General features: G+C 66.7%; 14 protein-coding genes. 9 read left to right on the top strand and 5 right to left on the bottom strand.

Translation table 11 applies throughout. From position 1 onward, the window contains the following. The first annotated feature begins 3 nt into the window (after positions 1 to 3). On the top strand, positions 4 to 459 hold the full coding sequence (locus tag AC5Y4F_RS19425) for a RidA family protein (RefSeq protein WP_067938441.1): 456 nt from the start codon (positions 4 to 6) through the stop codon (positions 457 to 459). Positions 460 to 464: 5 nt separating this feature from the next. Continuing rightward, the gene (locus tag AC5Y4F_RS19420) at positions 465 to 1,259 is read left to right on the top strand and encodes an MBL fold metallo-hydrolase (RefSeq protein ID WP_156750173.1); all 795 of its coding nucleotides are present in this window, start codon (positions 465 to 467) and stop codon (positions 1,257 to 1,259) included. A gap of 223 nt (positions 1,260 to 1,482) precedes the next feature. On the opposite strand, the gene crp is transcribed toward AC5Y4F_RS19420, so the two are convergent. Then, the gene (gene crp, locus AC5Y4F_RS19415; protein ID WP_036465140.1) at positions 1,483 to 2,157 is read right to left on the bottom strand and encodes a cAMP-activated global transcriptional regulator CRP; all 675 of its coding nucleotides are present in this window, start codon (positions 2,155 to 2,157) and stop codon (positions 1,483 to 1,485) included. Positions 2,158 to 2,260: 103 nt separating this feature from the next. Continuing rightward, complete coding sequence (locus AC5Y4F_RS19410; protein ID WP_499997916.1) at positions 2,261 to 2,641, bottom strand: hypothetical protein; 381 nt, start codon at positions 2,639 to 2,641, stop codon at positions 2,261 to 2,263. 189 nt (positions 2,642 to 2,830) lie between these two features. Here AC5Y4F_RS19410 and nth point away from each other — a divergent pair, with 189 nt between their 5' ends. The 4 genes from nth to marP are packed head-to-tail and all read left to right on the top strand — an operon-like array spanning position 2,831 to position 6,244. After that, the gene (gene nth, locus AC5Y4F_RS19405) at positions 2,831 to 3,511 is read left to right on the top strand and encodes an endonuclease III (protein ID WP_499998072.1); all 681 of its coding nucleotides are present in this window, start codon (positions 2,831 to 2,833) and stop codon (positions 3,509 to 3,511) included. A gap of 33 nt (positions 3,512 to 3,544) precedes the next feature. After that, the gene (locus AC5Y4F_RS19400) at positions 3,545 to 4,201 is read left to right on the top strand and encodes a TlpA disulfide reductase family protein (protein ID WP_499997914.1); all 657 of its coding nucleotides are present in this window, start codon (positions 3,545 to 3,547) and stop codon (positions 4,199 to 4,201) included. 28 nt (positions 4,202 to 4,229) lie between these two features. Next, positions 4,230 to 5,045, top strand: coding sequence for an NUDIX hydrolase (locus AC5Y4F_RS19395; RefSeq protein ID WP_067938452.1), 816 nt, complete (start codon positions 4,230 to 4,232; stop codon positions 5,043 to 5,045). A gap of 5 nt (positions 5,046 to 5,050) precedes the next feature. Then, on the top strand, positions 5,051 to 6,244 hold the full coding sequence (marP, locus tag AC5Y4F_RS19390) for an acid resistance serine protease MarP (protein ID WP_156750176.1): 1,194 nt from the start codon (positions 5,051 to 5,053) through the stop codon (positions 6,242 to 6,244). Between the two features lie 10 nt (positions 6,245 to 6,254). Here the strand turns inward: marP and AC5Y4F_RS19385 are convergent, their stop codons facing one another. Both AC5Y4F_RS19385 and AC5Y4F_RS19380 read right to left on the bottom strand, forming a co-directional pair. Further along, on the bottom strand, positions 6,255 to 7,214 hold the full coding sequence (locus AC5Y4F_RS19385) for an alpha/beta fold hydrolase (RefSeq protein ID WP_499997912.1): 960 nt from the start codon (positions 7,212 to 7,214) through the stop codon (positions 6,255 to 6,257). Continuing rightward, positions 7,215 to 7,757 carry a phage holin family protein gene (locus tag AC5Y4F_RS19380; RefSeq protein ID WP_067938459.1) on the bottom strand — a complete coding sequence of 181 codons (543 nt, stop codon included), beginning with the start codon at positions 7,755 to 7,757 and terminating at the stop codon, positions 7,215 to 7,217. It abuts the gene before it with no gap. Positions 7,758 to 8,017: 260 nt separating this feature from the next. Between AC5Y4F_RS19380 and AC5Y4F_RS19375 the strand changes: the two genes are divergently transcribed. After that, positions 8,018 to 8,713, top strand: coding sequence for a chymotrypsin family serine protease (locus AC5Y4F_RS19375; protein ID WP_156750174.1), 696 nt, complete (start codon positions 8,018 to 8,020; stop codon positions 8,711 to 8,713). Between the two features lie 11 nt (positions 8,714 to 8,724). Here the strand turns inward: AC5Y4F_RS19375 and acs are convergent, their stop codons facing one another. Beyond that, positions 8,725 to 10,677 (bottom strand): acetate--CoA ligase, encoded by a 1,953-nt coding sequence (acs, locus tag AC5Y4F_RS19370; RefSeq protein WP_067938463.1) that lies wholly within the window; start codon positions 10,675 to 10,677, stop codon positions 8,725 to 8,727. Between the two features lie 151 nt (positions 10,678 to 10,828). Between acs and AC5Y4F_RS19365 the strand changes: the two genes are divergently transcribed. Both AC5Y4F_RS19365 and AC5Y4F_RS19360 read left to right on the top strand, forming a co-directional pair. Then, a complete protein-coding gene (locus AC5Y4F_RS19365; protein WP_499997910.1) occupies positions 10,829 to 11,371 on the top strand; it encodes a DUF4232 domain-containing protein in 543 nt (180 codons plus the stop codon). A 68-nt stretch (positions 11,372 to 11,439) separates the two neighbouring features. Then, complete coding sequence (locus AC5Y4F_RS19360) at positions 11,440 to 13,071, top strand: peptide ABC transporter substrate-binding protein (RefSeq protein ID WP_499997908.1); 1,632 nt, start codon at positions 11,440 to 11,442, stop codon at positions 13,069 to 13,071. The last annotated feature ends 3 nt before the right edge of the window (positions 13,072 to 13,074 follow it).

Here is a 13,074-nt window from a genome sequence, read left to right as displayed (position 1 = left end):
GTCATGAGTGCTTCGGCCCGGCTCGGGCAGCTCGGCATCGAGCTCCCTGAAGTGGTTGCGCCGCTGGCCTCCTATGTGCCGGCGGTGCGTACCGGCAACCTGATATACACCGCAGGCCAACTTCCCATGCAGGAGGGAAAGCTGTTGGCCACCGGCAAGGTGGGCGCCGATGTCAGCCCCGAGGAAGGCAGGGCGATGGCCCGGGTCTGTGCGCTCAACGCGCTGGCGGCCGTCAACTCGCTGGTGGGTATCGACGAGGTGACCCGGGTGGTGAAGGTTGTCGGCTTCGTCGCCTCGACGCCGGGATTCAACGGCCAGCCGAGCGTCATCAACGGGGCGTCCGAGTTCCTCGGCGAGGTGTTCGGCGAACGGGGCGCGCATGCGCGTTCGGCGGTCGGTGTCTTTGAGCTGCCGCTGGATGCGCCGGTGGAAGTGGAGCTGATCGTCGAGGTCGGCTGACGTCCATGACCCAGCCTCTGGCGCATCCCGCGTACGCCCAGTTGCGTGCGGTCACAAAGACCGCGTCGGTCCTGTTGGCCGATAACCCCGGGCTGCTGACGCTCGAGGGCACCAACACCTGGGTGCTGCGCGGCCCTCGCAGCGACGAGCTGGTCATTGTGGATCCCGGACCCGACGATGACGACCACATCGCACGGGTTGCCGCTTTGGGCCGTATAGCCCTGGTTCTGATCAGCCACCGGCACGGCGATCACACCGACGGGATCGACAAGCTGGTCGAGCTGACCGGCGCGACCGTGCGCTCGGCAGGCAGTGGTTTTCTGCGCGGGCTCGGCGGGGAGCTGACCGACGGCGAGGTGATCGATGCCGCCGGCCTCAAAATCAAGGTGATGGCGACCCCTGGCCACACCGCCGACTCGCTGTCCTTCCTACTCGACGATGCCGTGTTGACCGCCGACACCGTCCTGGGCCGCGGCACGGCAGTCCTGGACACGGAGGACGGCAGCCTGACGGACTACCTGGAGTCGCTGCAGCGATTGCGCGGCCTGGGTCGGCGGGCCGTGCTGCCGGGCCACGGACCGGAGCTGACCGACCTGGAAAGCGTCGCCCAGGGCTATCTGGCGCACCGGCGGGAGCGGCTGGATCAGGTGCGTACGGCGTTGCGCGAGCTGGGGGAGGACGCCAGCACCCGCCGGATCGTCGAACACGTCTATGTCGATGTCGACGAGAAACTGTGGGATGCCGCCGAGTGGTCGGTGCAGGTGCAGCTGAATCACCTGCGCTCGGGGCCGTCGGCGTAACCGAGGTCGCGCGTCTACCTGGGGGCCCCGGCTCCGGAAGCACGCGGTCTTTTCGCAAAGCGATAGCGCCGGCGCTAGCACGTTTGGAGGTCACCTTATGGGTGCCACCGCGGTACCCATGTGACTGGTGTGGCGGAGGATGGCGACCCCGCCCGCGCTTCGCGCGCGCTTACCTCGCTCGTGGTTGATTTCTCGCTCGGTTGCGCCCGCGCTTCGCGCGCGATTACCTCGCTCGGCGGGCCAGTCGCTCGGAGTCCGAGATCAGCACGCTCTTACCCTCCAGCCGGATCCAGCCGCGGTGGGCGAAGTCGGCCAGCGCCTTGTTCACCGTCTCCCGCGACGCCCCGACCAGCTGCGCGATCTCTTCCTGGGTCAGGTCGTGGGTCACCCGCATGGCGCCGCCCTCTTGGGTACCGAACCGCTGCGCGAGCTGCAACAGTTGCTTGGCCACCCGGCCGGGCACGTCGGTGAAGATGAGGTCGGCCAAGTTGTTGTTGGTGCGGCGCAGGCGGCGGGCCAACACCCGCAACAACTGCTCGGCGATCTCGGGACGATCGGCGATCCACGCCCGCAACGCGTCGCGATCCATCGACACCGCCCGTACCTCGGTGATGGTGGTGGCACTGGACGTCCGCGGACCCGGGTCGAAGATCGACAATTCGCCGAACATGTCCGACGGGCCCATGATGGTCAGCAGGTTCTCTCGTCCATCGGGCGAACGTCGACCGATCTTCACCTTCCCCGAGACGATGATGTACAGCCGGTCGCCGGGTTCCCCCTCGGCGAAGACCGTGTGTCCACGGGGGAAGTCGACGGGCTGCAGCTGCTTGGTCAGCGCTGTGACTGCGCCGGGTTCAACCCCTTGGAAGATTCCTGCCCTTGCCAGGATCTCGTCCACGTTGCCTCTTCAACTTTTTCAGGAAATTAATGTCTACGGGCAGGCTAACCCCTTGCTCGCGTGACGAGTCTAGAGGAACGCCATTGTGTCCAACGTGCCAACGCTACACAGGATTGGCGTGTTTAGGTGCCCTAAACTGCGGATTGACGTGCGAATGGCCGTGTATTCGTGTCGGCAGCGTCATTTCGTCGCGGTCGACGAAGCTGACGGCAAACGACGGTGCGGCGTGGCGCGGTCCGCCGCTGCGCCCGCTCGTCGAGAGCTCAGGTAGCTGCGCAAGCTCGCGCCGATGCAGGTATTCCAGTGCCTCCGGCAGGCCTTCGGAGGCCATCGTGTGCATGTCCACACCGTCGGCACACTCGGGGAACTCGTCGGCATCTTCGACCGCGCGGGCGCCGGGGGCGAGCTCGGACTCGAGTCGTCCGAGACCCAGCGCCGCCAGCATCAGCAGCGCCGGAACGCCGGCCACCAGCAACCACGACACATCGAGAAGTAAACATCGCCATGAATCAACACGAGGTCTCGGCCAGATCACGAAATCAGTACGCTGTCGTAGGTGACAGTGGCAAAGTCGTCCGGGCGTTCGAAATCGACTCCGGCTCCGCCGGGTGGCGTCGAGGCCCGGCGCTGGTCTGAGGAAACCCGAGCCGGCTTGGTGCGACGGGCGAGGCGCATGAATCGCGCGCTGGCACAAGCGTTTCCGGACGCTCACTGCGAGTTGGATTTCACTACGCCGCTGGAATTGACGGTCGCTACGATCCTTTCGGCGCAGAGCACCGACAAACGCGTCAATTTGACGACGCCGGCGTTGTTCAAGCGTTATCGGTCGGCGCTGGACTACGCGCAAGCAGACCGCGCCGAGCTGGAAAACCTGATCCGCCCGACGGGTTTCTTCCGCAACAAGGCGTCTTCGTTGATTGGTCTGGGGCAGGCCCTGGTCGAACGGTTCGACGGCGAGGTGCCGTCGACCATGACCGACCTGGTCACCCTGCCCGGGGTCGGCCGCAAGACGGCCAACGTCATCCTGGGAAATGCCTTCGGAATCCCGGGCATCACGGTCGACACGCATTTCGCGCGGCTGGTGCACCGGTGGCGCTGGACCGACGAGAAGGACCCGGTCAAAATCGAGCATTCCGTCGGTGACCTCATCGAACGCAGTGAGTGGACCGTGTTGAGCCACCGGGTGATCTTCCACGGCCGCCGGGTGTGCCACGCACGCAAACCCGCGTGCGGCGTCTGCCTGATCGCCAAAGACTGCCCCTCTTTCGGTCTGGGCCCGACCGAGGCGGCATTGGCCGCGCCGTTGGTGAAGGGGCCGGAAACCGAGCACCTGCTCGCCCTGGTCGGCCTGTAAGCCGGGCCGGGAACGACGCGTGCAAGAACCGCGATGCTCAGGCTGACCCGGAAGGTTCGCTGGCACATTGCGATTCTGGCGGTGGTTGCGGCGCTGATCGCGGCTCTGTTCGCTCAGCTGCGCGATGATTCCGCCTCGACGTCGATGCCCGCGAATAATGAGACGATGCCCGACCGGGAACATCGCGACGCCGATACCCCCGCGGCGTTGTCGGGCCCGCGGCAGCGCGCCAACCTGTTGCCGTGCCCCGGCGCTGGAACCGGCGACGGTCCCGAGGCGCTGCGCGGTGTGACGGTCGATTGCGCTGGCGACGGATCAGTGGTCGACGTCGCCCGCGCGCTGGCCGGGCGCCGGGTGGTCCTCAACCTGTGGGCATATTGGTGCGCGCCGTGCGCCGCCGAACTGCCCGCGATGGCCGAGTATCAACGTCGGGCTGGTCCGGACGTGATGGTGGTGACGGTGCATCAAGACGAGAACGAGACGGCGGCGCTGCTACGGCTGGCCGAGCTCGGTGTCCATCTGCCGACGCTGCAGGACGGTCGTCGTCGGGTGGCGGCGGCGCTGCGGGTGGTAAATGTGATGCCCGCGACGGTGGTCCTCCGGGCGGACGGTAGCGTTGCCCAAACGCTGCCACGCGCTTTCACCACTGCCGATGAAATCGCCGCTGCGATCGGCAACGACCGCGGATAAGCGGAAAATTGAACCGACTGGAGGGGCCGTGAGTGCTGGGGGTTCGCCCCTGCGGAATGGGGACCCCGCTCCCGCGCGCGGGACCGTTCCGCTGAGGCCTGACGCCTGTCCGTCTTGGCTGCGTCCGCTGGTCGACAACGTCGATGACGTTCCCGATGCGGCCCGCCACCGCCTGCCGGCCGACGTGCTGGCGATGATCATCAGCAAGGCCGCGTCGGCGGTGACGACCCTGCGGGGCGCCAGCCGTGAAGCCGCCGTCCTGGTGTTGTTCTCCGGTTCGGAATCCGGTCCGCCCGATGGCCGTTATCCCGAAGACGCCGACCTGCTGGTCACCGTGCGGGCCTCGACCCTGCGCCACCACGCCGGGCAGGCGGCTTTCCCCGGTGGTGCCGCCGATCCGACCGACAACGGTCCCGTGGATACCGCCCTACGCGAGGCCCGCGAGGAAACCGGCATCGACGTGAGCAGGCTGTATCCGCTGGCGACGATGGAAAAGATGTTCATCGCACCGTCGCAGTTTCACGTCGTTCCGGTGCTGGCGTACTCGCCGGATCCGGGCCGCGTCGCCGTCGTCAACGAGGCCGAAACGGCGATCGTGGCGCGAGTTCCGCTGCGCGCCTTCGTCAATCCGGACAACCGGCTCATGGTGTACCGCGGCGATCTCGGCCGCCGGTGGGCCGGCCCGGCGTTCCTGCTCAACGAGATGCTGGTCTGGGGGTTCACCGGCCAGGTGATTTCCGCGCTGCTCGACGTCGCCGGATGGGCGCAACCGTGGGACACCACCGACGAGCGGGAGCTGGACGCGGCGATGGCGCTGGTTGGCGACGGGGGTAAGTCTCGATGAATTCGATGACCCCGTCGCAGTGGTTGGATGTCGCCGTCCTCGCGGTCGCTTTCATCGCGGCGATCTCCGGCTGGCGGTCGGGCGCGCTGGGTTCGTTGCTGTCGTTCGTCGGCGTCCTGCTCGGCGCGATCGCCGGCGTGCTGTTGGCACCCCACCTGGTCAGCCACATCGCCGCGCCCCGCGCGAAATTGTTTGCCGCACTGTTCCTGATCCTCGCGCTTGTTGTCATCGGCGAGGTCGCCGGTGTGGTGCTCGGACGCGCTGTCCGCGGCGCAATCCGCAGCCGTTCCATCCGAACGGTCGACTCGGTCATCGGAGTGGCGGTCCAGCTGGTCGTGGTCCTGACCGCGGCGTGGTTGCTGGCGACGCCGCTGACCCAGTCCAAGGACCAGCCGGAACTGGCCGCCGCGGTCCGCGGTTCGCGAGTGTTGGCTCACGTCAACGACATAGCGCCGCCCTGGCTCAAGACGGTACCCAAACGGCTGTCCGCGCTGCTGAATACCTCCGGCCTGCCCGCCGTGCTGGAGCCGTTCAGCCGCACCCCTGTCATTCCCGTCGCATCCCCCGATCCCGAGCTGGCCGGCAACCCGGTGGTGCAGGCCACGGCGCCCAGTGTGGTCAAGATTCGCAGCCTGGCCCCCAGCTGCCAGAAAGTGTTGGAGGGCAGCGGATTCGTGATCGCACCCGACCGGGTGATGACCAACGCGCACGTGGTGGCCGGCTCGAACAGCGTACAGATTTACGCCGGTGGCAATCCATTCGACGCCACCGTGGTGTCCTATGATCCGGGGGTCGACATCGCGATCCTGGCCGTCCCCAATTTGCCACCGCCCCCGCTGGCCTTCGCCCAGGGCGACGCGAAAACCGGTGCCAGCGTTGTGGTCCTGGGTTATCCCGGCGGTGGGAACTTCACCGCGACCCCAGCCAGGATCCGCGAGCTGATCAAGTTGAGCGGACCCGACATCTACCGGGATCCGGCACCGGTCACCCGTGACGTTTACACGATCAGAGCCAGTGTGGAGCAGGGCAATTCGGGTGGACCGTTGATCGATCTCGACGGCCACGTGCTCGGTGTGGTGTTCGGTGCGGCGGTCGACGACCCCGACACCGGCTTCGTGTTGACCGCCGACGAGGTGGCCAGCCAGCTCTCCAGGATCGGTGACACCCAGCTGGTGGGCACGGGTTCCTGCGTCGGCTGAGCCGCCGCGCCTACCGCGCCCGGGTCACGTGTACCTGCTCCAAGAATTTCGTGAGGTGCCTGTTGATTTCCTCGGGCGCCTCCTCATGGCTGAAATGCCCTGCGCCCGCGATGGATACGTAGCGCCCCTGCGGCGCGTAGCGCTGCGTGCGGTCGACCGGGTCGGCGAGCACGTAGGGGTCCGCCTCGCCGCGTAGATGTAACAGCGGCACGCTGAGCCGCTGGCTCATCGACTTCATGAAACGCCGACCTTCATCGCGCAGCTGGCTGCGCGCCGCCCAGCGCTGGTATTCCAGGGCACTATGCGCGGCAGCCGGGATTTGGATGGCCGTCCGCAAATGACCGATCGTCTCGGAGAAGTCTTCGGAAGCAAGCCATTTGCCGCAGCTGCGACTGCGGACCAGTCGCTCGATCTCGGCGCCGTTGTCGCGGGTCAACAGCCGCTCGGGCCACAACGGTATCTGGTATTGGAGCAATGTCGGCAAAAGCGCATAACCCTGGTCGCGGCGGGTCAGCGTGGATCGCCGCAACGCCGCCGGATGCGGAGAACTGATCAGTGCGATCGCCGACACCAGCCGCGGATGCAACAAAGCGGTGGCCCAGCAGCCCAGCCCGCCGTCGGCGTGGCCCACCAGGGTCGCCGAGGAGTGCCCCAGCGCCCGAATGAGTCCGGCGGTGTCGCCGGCCATGGTCCAGCCGTCGTAGCCGCGGGGAGGCTTGTCGCTGCCGCCATAGCCGCGCAGGTCGACGGCGACCACTCGCGCGCCACGCAGTCCGCGCAGCTGATGACGCCAGGACCACCAGAACGATCCGAAACCGTGCAGCAGGATTACCAGCGGGCGTGCCGTTGCGGGCGGGCCGTCGGCGTCGCTTTCAGCCTCGACGACGTGGAAGCGGATGCCGTTGGCGTGCACGTCAAGATGGCGCCACGGCCCCTCGATGCGCGCTACCGACGGATCCGGCGGCGCCATTTACCAACCCGACGGATCGCCGCCAGCACCGTTTCCGGACTTCGCGTGCCTGCCGTGGGACTCGGGGAGCTCCTTGGCGCCGCCGGGGGCTTTGTCGTGGCCCGGCGTGAGCGCGGTCCGCGTCTCCTTGACCGACTCGATGGTCTGACGCGGTCCGCGGATACGGCGCACCTTCAAGAATCCCAGCAGGGCCAGCACGGCGCCGACCACCACCATGATCCCGAACACGATCAGATACGACACCCAGCGCCACAGCCAGTTGTCGAGCAGCTCGGCGAGGAAAAAGAAGAAGAAGAACGTGGAGTAGAACAGCACTACCAGCGCCGCGATGAAGAAGACGCTTCCCGTCAGTCCCTTTTTGACGTCCCGGGTGATCTCGGCGCGCGCCAGTTCGACCTCGGCGCGCACCAGCGTGGAGACCTGGGTGGTGGCGTCCTTGATCAGATCACCGATGGACGGCTCGGCGGGTTTGGCATGCGGGTCGGTCAACGGAATAGTGGTCAGGGTGCTCGGCACACCATTCTTGCCATCGGCTTTGCTCACAGACCGTCCTCTTTCGTCGTCGCCCGGCTCGCAGTCATCGCGGTTTATGTTGCCATGTGGCGCCTGGGCAGGAGAAGCCAGACGAGGTCAGCCTCGCACTACGTCGCAGGTTTGAGCGCCCGGCGGCCAGTTTGCTTCGCCCTGAAGCCGGTCGGCGACGTCGCGGGGCAACGCGCCTTATGCAAAGCGAACGCACAACCCGGCCGATTACACTCGGCCAAGCCGGTCGTGTTGTCTGGCCTACCGATGGGAGTGGGGCTGTGCGGAGCGCGCACCGATGCTTCTTAGTGGCGATGACTGCCTTGCTCGTGGCCGCCGGCGGTTCTTTTGCCCGCGCCGCCGCCGACGTCCGCATCCCGCTGGGCGGTGGTGCGGGCATCGTCGTCAACGGCGACACCATGTGCACCCTGACCACCATCGGCGGCGATGCCGCCGGTGAGCTGATCGGCTTCACGTCCGCGCACTGCGGCGGCCCGGGGGCTCAGGTCTCCGCCGAGGGCGCGGAGAACGCCGGCGTATTGGGCACCATGGTGGCGGGCAACGACAACCTCGACTACGCGGTGATCAAGTTCGACCCGGCCAAGGTGGCGCCGGTGGCCAACTTCAACGGCTTTTTGATCAGTGGCGTCGGTCCGGACCCCGCATTCGGCGAGATCGCTTGCAAACAGGGCCGCACGACCGGCAATTCGTGCGGCGTCACCTGGGGCATGGGTCAATCACCGGGCACCATCGTCATGCAGGTCTGTGGTCAACCGGGCGACTCCGGCGCGCCGGTCACCGTCAACAATCAGTTGGTCGGGATGATCCATGGGGCGTTCAGCGACAACTTGCCGACCTGCATCATCAAGTACATCCCGCTGCACACGCCGGCGGTGGTGGTGTCATTCAACGCGGTCCTGGGCGACATCAATGCCAAACATCGGCCTGGTGCGGGGTTCAGCCCGCTCCCGGGCTGAGCAGACGGCGTCTACTTCGCCGCCCGGATCGCGTCGAACACACCGGGATCCAGCAGCGTAGAGGTGTCGCCCAATTCGCGGTTTTCGGCGATGTCCCGCAAGAGCCTGCGCATGATCTTGCCGCTGCGGGTCTTGGGTAGTTCGGGCACCACGTGAACCTCGCGCGGGCGGGCGATGGGTGAGATCTCGCGGGCCACCTCGACGCGCAATTCGTCGACGATCCCGTCGTGCACTTGGTGCTCGGCGCACAGGACGACGAACGCGCAGATGGCCTGGCCGGTGGTCGCATCGGTCGCCCCGACCACAGCCGCCTCGGCCACCGAGGCGTGGCCGACCAGCGCCGATTCCACCTCGGCGGTGGACAGCCGGTGCCCAGATACGTTCATGACGTCGTCGATGCGGCCCACGACCCAGATGGCGCCGTCGCGGTCGTAATAGGCGCTGTCGCCGGCGAAGTACCAGCCCTGCTCGGCGAACCTGGACCAGTAGGTCTCGACGTATCGCTCCGGATCGCCCCAGATGCCGCGCAGCATGGACGGCCACGGCTGATCCAACACCAGGTAGCCGGTGACGTGCTCGCCCTTGTGGATGCCCGGCACGAGTTGATCGCCGTGGTCGTCGACGATCTTCGCGGAGATGCCCGGCAGCGGCCTCATCGCAGAACCCGGTTTGGCCGCAGCGACTCCGGGCAGCGGGGAGATCATGGTGGCGCCCGTTTCGGTCTGCCACCAGGTGTCCACGATCGGCAGGCTGTCAGCGCCGATCACCCTGCGGTACCAGCGCCACGCTTCGGGATTGATCGGCTCTCCGACCGAACCCAACAGTCTCAGGCTGGACAGGTCATGCGCGTCGGGAATTTCGCGCCCCCACTTCATGAACGTGCGAATCAGCGTTGGGGCGGTGTAATAGATTGTCACACCGTACTTTTCGATGATCTCGAAATGGCGGTGCTGGCTGGGTGAGTCCGGTGTGCCCTCGTACAGCACCTCGGTGACGCCGTTGGCCAGGGGACCGTACACGCCGTAGGTGTGTCCGGTGACCCAGCCGATGTCGGCGGTGCACCAGAAGACGTCGGTTTCGGCCTTGATGTCGAAGACGTAGTAGTGCGTGTAGGCGGCGTGGGTCAGATAGCCGCCGCTGGTGTGCACGATGCCCTTGGGCTTGCCGGTGGTCCCCGAGGTGTAAAGCAGGAACAGCGGCTGCTCGGCGTCGAACGGTTCCGGGGTGTGTTCGGCCGATGCGGCGTCGACCACGTCGTGCCACCACAGGTCACGATCGTCGTTCCAGGACACGTCGATTCCGGTGCGCCGCACCACAAGTACGTGCTGCACAAAGCTGTCGCCGTCCTCGACGGCCTCGTCGGCCGCGTCCTTCAACGGTGCCGGCTTGCCGCGGCGGATCTGGCCGTCGCTGGTGATCAACAGCTTGGCCTCGGCGTCGGCGATGCGGGCCCGCAGAGCCTTGGCGGTGAAGCCGGCGAACACCACAGTGTGCATGAGGCCCAGGCGCGCACAGGCCAGCATCGCGACCACCGCTTCGGGGATCAGTGGCAGGTAGATCGCGACCCGATCGCCGGCTACCAGACCGAGATCTGTCAACGCGTTGGCGGCCTTGCATACCTGCGCTTGCAGATCGGAGTAGGTCAGGCTGCGTTGATCGCCGACCGGTTCACCCTCCCAGTGGATGGCAACCCGATCCCCGTGCCCGGCCTTCACGTGGCGGTCGACGCAGTTGTAGGCCACGTTGAGTTTGCCGTCCGCGAACCACTTGGCGAACGGCGCTTCGGACCAGTCGAGCACTTCAGTGAACGGCTTCGCCCAGGAAAGCCGGTTGGCCTGCTTGGCCCAAAACGCCGGCCGGTCCGCCTCGGCCTCGCGGTACAGCTCCTCGCCCGCATTGGCCTGCTCGGCGAATTCGGCCGACGGCGGATATGACGACGGGCCCGCGGTATTGCTGGCGGTCACTGGGTTCTCTCCTGTGTCGAGACTGCGCCGTTGGAGTGGCCTCGCGCTTCGGCCGACTGCGAGCCTAGCCGGGTGAGGCGTAGCGGTGCGAGTGGTAGCCGCGGGCGCCAATCCAGGGTCAAAGCGTGCCTGATGCCGGATAATCACCCCTGTGCGGGGTCATGGGCGGTGCCTCGGTCGGCTGGTCCCCAGCTTTGCCGCGGTCGCAACGACTTACGCAGCGGCCACCATGCTGGGGTCCCCGGCAAGTTCGATGCCCACTGACGACGTGGACGCGCCGACGCCATGCTGGTCGGATCAGATAGCGGTAACCGCATCGCCCACCGAGGGCGCCGCGGGCCACCGCGGGCTGATCCTGATGTTCAGCCTCGCCGGCGGCGCCGAGCCGTGCACGCTCACCGGATTCGCCGGGGTCGACTCGGGTGCGGGCGGACCATTGATTCACGCCAAGCCCACGCTGCGGGGATACATGGGCGGCCTGCCGGCTGACGTCGATGTGCCACCCACCGTCATCCTGTCGATATCGACTCAGGGGCAGGCCATCGTTGAGGGCATCGCCGTCGACAGCGCGGGCAACCCGTGCCCCACCTATACGGACCTGGCGATCAATCCGCCCGGCACCACCAACGTGGTGATCGTGTCGGCCACCATCGACGCCTGTGCATTGCAGGTGCACCCGATCACCGCCGTCTGAGCGGCGTCAATCGCTTTGACCGGGTAGGTTCCCAGCCGGTGCGACTTCAGGCCCTAGGGTCGGGTGTCATGCGGTGGATGCGGGGCTGGCCGGCTGTCGCCGCCGTCGTCATGCTGGCGGTCGCCCCGCTGGCCGGATGCGGCGGCGGCGCCCTGAGCCCGGATCTGGTGGTGGTCAACGGCGGGGAACCGCCCAACCCGCTGATTCCGACCGGCACGAACGACAGCCTGGGCGGCCGGATCCTCGATCGGTTATTCGCCGGCCTGATGTCCTACGACGCCGCGGGCAATCCGTCGCCGGAGGTCGCCCAGTCGGTCGATACCACCGACAACGTCAACTACCGGATCGTCCTCAAACCCGGCTGGAAGTTCACTGACGGGTCGCCGGTGACGGCCCATTCCTTCGTCGACGCCTGGAACTACGGGGCGTTGGGCGCCAATGCCCAACTGCAGCAAAGCTTTTTCAGCCCCATCGTCGGTTTCGACGCCGTCGCCGGGGTGACGGCCGACGGCGGCAAGGCGAACGCCACCACCATGTCCGGCCTGCAGGTGATCAACGACCAGGAGTTCACCGTCCGGCTGAAGGCACCCACCATCGACTTCAAATTGCGACTCGGGCACAGCGCGTTCTATCCCCTGCCGCAGGCGGCCTTTCGGGACATGAGCGCTTTCGGGCAGCACCCGATCGGTAATGGCCCCTACCAACTCGTTGACGGCCCCGACGGGCCCGCGTGGGAGCACAACGTCCGAATTGATCTGCGGCCCAACCACGATTACCACGGCAACCGCAAGCCCCGCAACAACGGGTTGAGGTTCGAGTTCTACTCCAACCTGGACACCGCGTACGCCGACCTACTCTCGGGCAATCTCGATGTCCTGGATACGATTCCGTCCAGCGCGTTGACGATCTACCAGCGCGACCTGGGCGGCAACGCCGCCAGCGGACCCGTCGCCGTCAGCCAGTCGCTCGACACGCCGCTGCGGCTGCCTCATTTCGGCGGCGAGGAAGGCCGACTGCGCCGGCTTGCGTTGTCGGCGTCCATCAACCGCCCCCAGATATGCCGGCAGATCTTCAACAACACTCGAAGCCCGGCCCGTGACTTCACCGCCAGTTCGTTGCCGGGATACGACCCGAACATCCCGGGTAGTGACGCATTGGACTTCAATCCCGTTCGGGCGCGCCAACTCTGGGCCCAAGCCAACGCGATCTCGCCGTGGAGCGGGCGGTACGCCATCGCCTACAACGCCGATAGCGGCCATCAGGAGTGGGTGGACGCGGTGGCCAACAGCATCAAGAATGTGCTGGGCATCGACGCCGTGGGTGCGCCGCAGCCCACCTTCGCAGGGTTTCGCACCCAGATCACCAACCGCACGATCGACACCGCGTTTCGGGCCGGCTGGATCGGCGACTACCCGTCGATGATCGAGTTCCTCGCGCCGTTGTACGCGACCGGCGCGGGATCCAATGACGTCGGATATTCCAGCCGCGACTTCGACGCCGGCCTGGCCGCCGCCGAGGCGGCTCCCGACCTACGGCAGGCCGACGTGCTCGTCAACGCGGCTCAACGAATCCTGTTGCACGACATGCCCGCCGTGCCGCTGTGGTACTACATCGCCGTCATCGGGTGGTCGCCGCAGGTCAGTGCCGTCAACGTCACCTGGAACGGGCTGCCCGACTACGAGAATCTCGTCAAGGTTTAAGAC

Source organism: Mycobacterium sp. NGS56 (assembly GCF_059812425.1).
This window is presented reverse-complemented; position numbering and strand designations above follow the sequence as displayed.